Raw genomic sequence first — 3,380 nt, 5'->3', positions numbered from 1 at the left:
TAACTACGTGTTCAACTTGTTATTGCAATTTCGGATGTTCTATTAACAGTTATTGAGAGAGCTTTTTTGAGACTCGACCCAAAAACAAAAGTTTTCGATAAAGCGATGAAAATTACAAATACACACAAAAAATAGGGAGGAAAAAATGAGAAGAACATATGCGCATAATGTGGTCGTGATTGGGGTTTTGCTTGGATTCCTTGTTGCTATTAAGGCAGGAATTATCCTAGGTATTATTGTTGCTGTGGCCGTTAGTATTATAGGGTATAAGTTGATTAGAGCGTTTGAAAATAAAGTTGATGACGTTGCTGATAAGGCCGGAGATGCCATATCACATGCAATATATGATAAGAAGAAAAAAAGGATGGAGAGGATGGGTCACAGGATTTAGCTGATAGATATAAAAGAATGCCTATCTTTTTATTGGTATTGGCATAATTATGAGGTGGGTAATGAGGAGAAGAACATTATATGTTTTTGTTGTAGTGCTATTAGCGGTGATCTTAAGTGCTTGTAGTGAAGAGTCAAGCTCAAAAATTTATTCTGATGTTCCTACTACAGTAGAAGATAATATAGATACCTCAACCGAGGATGGTTTGGCGGTAGAAGAAAAATATACTGGGAATGGTTCTGCTTGGGGTTCGGCCCTTTTTGTTAATTCTTCAAAAATATATAGCAATGAAATTGCGCTTGTTGCAGCTGAAATGAGCAAAATGGCAGAGGATGAAACAGGAGAGGGAATTAAAAGAATTTATTCGGATTACGATATTTATGCCTGTGAAATATTTAATTATGGTGGAAATGCCGCTTTTGCGATAGGACAGGATACTTTATATATTGATGGGAAGGATACAACGATATTAGTTATAACTGCTCGAGGAACAAAGACATGGCAGGAAGCGGTTGGAGATTTGTTTAAAGGTTGGACATTTGATGAAGACAAAGTACATAAGTTTTTAGGGCGGTCTGTGTGGGACAACGTTTATGATTTTGAAGAAGAAATATGGAAAGGAATAGAGGAATATATAGGTAAATATCCAATAATTCAAACAACAGAAAACATCAAGATTTTAGTTACAGGGCATAGTTTAGGAGGCGCAGCAGCCAATATGGTTGGGGCAAGATTGACGAATGCACTAAAAGAAGGGCATTTATGGAATAGCGATGCGACAATTGATGACATTTATGTATATACGTTTGGTGCCATTAAAGTGCTTACTACAGATACGAGCGCTTCCTCGGGTTATGAAAATATTCACAATATTTACAACTATTATGATTCGTATGGTCCAAATGGAAATCAAAAAAGCACCAATGTTAGCTCTATACAGGCAAAATTTGGTCATACTGAACTATATTATTTGAAATACGATGAAGATGGCGAGAATGTTTGGGATTCTTGCAATTGTCATTTGATGACAAATTACATTGATGCACTTGAAAGACAAGAAGGCGATGATTCTTTTATCAAACTGGCATGTGTATCTGATGAAGACTATTTATATGATGATGGTGGTGATAACAATGATGAATTAGAAAATCAAGATTTTTTGGATACAGAAGAATTTATTATAGAGGGTTCTTGGAAGAGCATAGGAAATGAAGGGTTTGGACAAGCACAACCGGGGGCTATCGTAGCCTTTGACGGAACGCATTGCAATTTTTTCAGCCCTTATGATACTTATGCAATATATAAAGAAAATGGAAAATGGAAGTTGGATTGTACAAGCTTTTTGTTTTCGGAAACTTTAAGCTTTGAAGTCAAAATTATAAATGAAAATGAGATAAAAATTTATTACGGCTCCACATGCACTACTCTGGAACGTGAATAAGGAGGAAAAGATATGAAACAGAAAATTTTGTGTATTACATTGGCGTTAATTATTATGGGTGTTTGTGGATGCGGTAGTAGCAGTGCTCCGGCACCCGCCGCGGAGGAGGCGGTGGGAGAGTCTCAGGATAATAGTTATAGTGAGCCAGAGGTGTATGAAGTTGAGGATACATATACCGTAGACGAGCTTGTGATGATGATTGAATCAGGGGAATTAAGTCTCGAAGATGTTTATATGCGGATTGCGAGTGGCGAAATCAATGAATCAGATGGTATCATGCATGAAGTAGAAAGTATTATAGCTGAGTTTGAAGAAGAAAAGGCGAGGAATTCATCTGGTATTGTTGTCGCTAAAATTATTTTGGGACAAGGGCTCACATGGAATAGTACAGGAACATTTCATTCGATACCATTTACATTATATCTTGACGTAATTGATCCAGATACTGGTAGTGTGAATAATTTTAAAACATTTTCCAGCATGGAGACACATAGTTGCTCCGCAGGTTGTTACGACACGTGGGGCAAGATTGAAATTGGAAGTAATACAAGTGTCACAAGGAATTATTTTAATTCAGATTTTACCAAAATGATTGCCACCCTAACAATGGAGGATGGTGCGGTTCATGTTGGTTGGATTGATGAATATGGCCAATTTACGGATGTGTCAGCAAAAGTTTCGCCTTCAAGTGAGTTTAGTGGTCTTATAAACCACCAGAAGCCGTGTTTTTATAATGATTACTTATATTTTATGGACTTTACAAATGATGATGTGCAGATTAAAAGAGTGCCAATAGATAGTTTGTCGGAAGCATCGGTTGATATTTTGGTGGATGATGTACAGTGGCAAGGCGTTGGGATTTATCCATACCCAGATGGGAGTGTGAAAGACAGTGCCGATGCATTTCAGGAATATTATGATGAATCTAAAAGCTATGTGGCGAATTCAAATTTCTTTAATGACTGGATTTCGGCGTCTGAATTTGTAGGAACAGATGATTCAATGATATATAAATATGTTTTAGTTCCAGAAAGCGAACATGATGCATTCCATTGGTATAGTGATAGAATAGCATTAGTTCCAGAAATAAAAAATAGAAAAAATTGGAATGCCGTTGTTTCTCCAGATGGCAATAAGGTTGCCTTTTTATCAAAGATGACAGGTGGAACTGACACATCTACGTCGTTGTTTATTGTGTCAATTGATGGTGGAGAGCCCACAAAAGTTAATACTTCTTATGATTTAAGTAATCCGAGCGATTACAATAATTTAGTGGCATTGTTTGATTGGAGATAATCTTTATATTTAAAGTATAAAACTCTATGGTATAGATGTATGTAATCAAGAAATATCGATTGATAGTGGTTAGTTAAAATTATTACATATAGGTGGTTTTTGATACGTTTCCTTATTTTATCACAAGATAACTACAGGAAAATCATATAGACCTACGGCAGATTACTTATTGCTGTAGGTCTTTTTCTTTTGCCAAAATATTTTCTGTAAAATTGTCACCGAAATTGCAATAACAAGTTGAACACGTAGTTA

Annotated in this window: 3 protein-coding genes; all 3 read left to right on the top strand. The window is 36.0% G+C overall.

Going from position 1 to position 3,380, the window contains the following annotated elements:
- Positions 1-145 precede the first annotated feature (145 nt).
- The 3 genes from HMPREF1986_RS02530 to HMPREF1986_RS02520 all read left to right on the top strand — a co-directional run bounded on the left by HMPREF1986_RS02530 (position 146) and on the right by HMPREF1986_RS02520 (position 3,128).
- Positions 146-391 carry a hypothetical protein gene (locus HMPREF1986_RS02530; RefSeq protein ID WP_021773179.1) on the top strand — a complete coding sequence of 82 codons (246 nt, stop codon included), beginning with the start codon at positions 146-148 and terminating at the stop codon, positions 389-391.
- Positions 392-452: 61 nt separating this feature from the next.
- Complete coding sequence (locus HMPREF1986_RS02525; protein ID WP_196806090.1) at positions 453-1,832, top strand: lipase family protein; 1,380 nt, start codon at positions 453-455, stop codon at positions 1,830-1,832.
- A gap of 12 nt (positions 1,833-1,844) precedes the next feature.
- On the top strand, positions 1,845-3,128 hold the full coding sequence (locus tag HMPREF1986_RS02520; RefSeq protein WP_021773177.1) for a hypothetical protein: 1,284 nt from the start codon (positions 1,845-1,847) through the stop codon (positions 3,126-3,128).
- Positions 3,129-3,380: the final 252 nt, after the last annotated feature.

Origin of the sequence: Oribacterium sp. oral taxon 078 str. F0263, from assembly GCF_000469565.1 — a bacterium.
GTDB lineage: Bacteria > Bacillota > Clostridia > Lachnospirales > Lachnospiraceae > Oribacterium.
The sequence above is the reverse complement of the archived record's forward strand: the minus strand, read 5'-3'. Positions and strand labels throughout refer to the sequence as shown.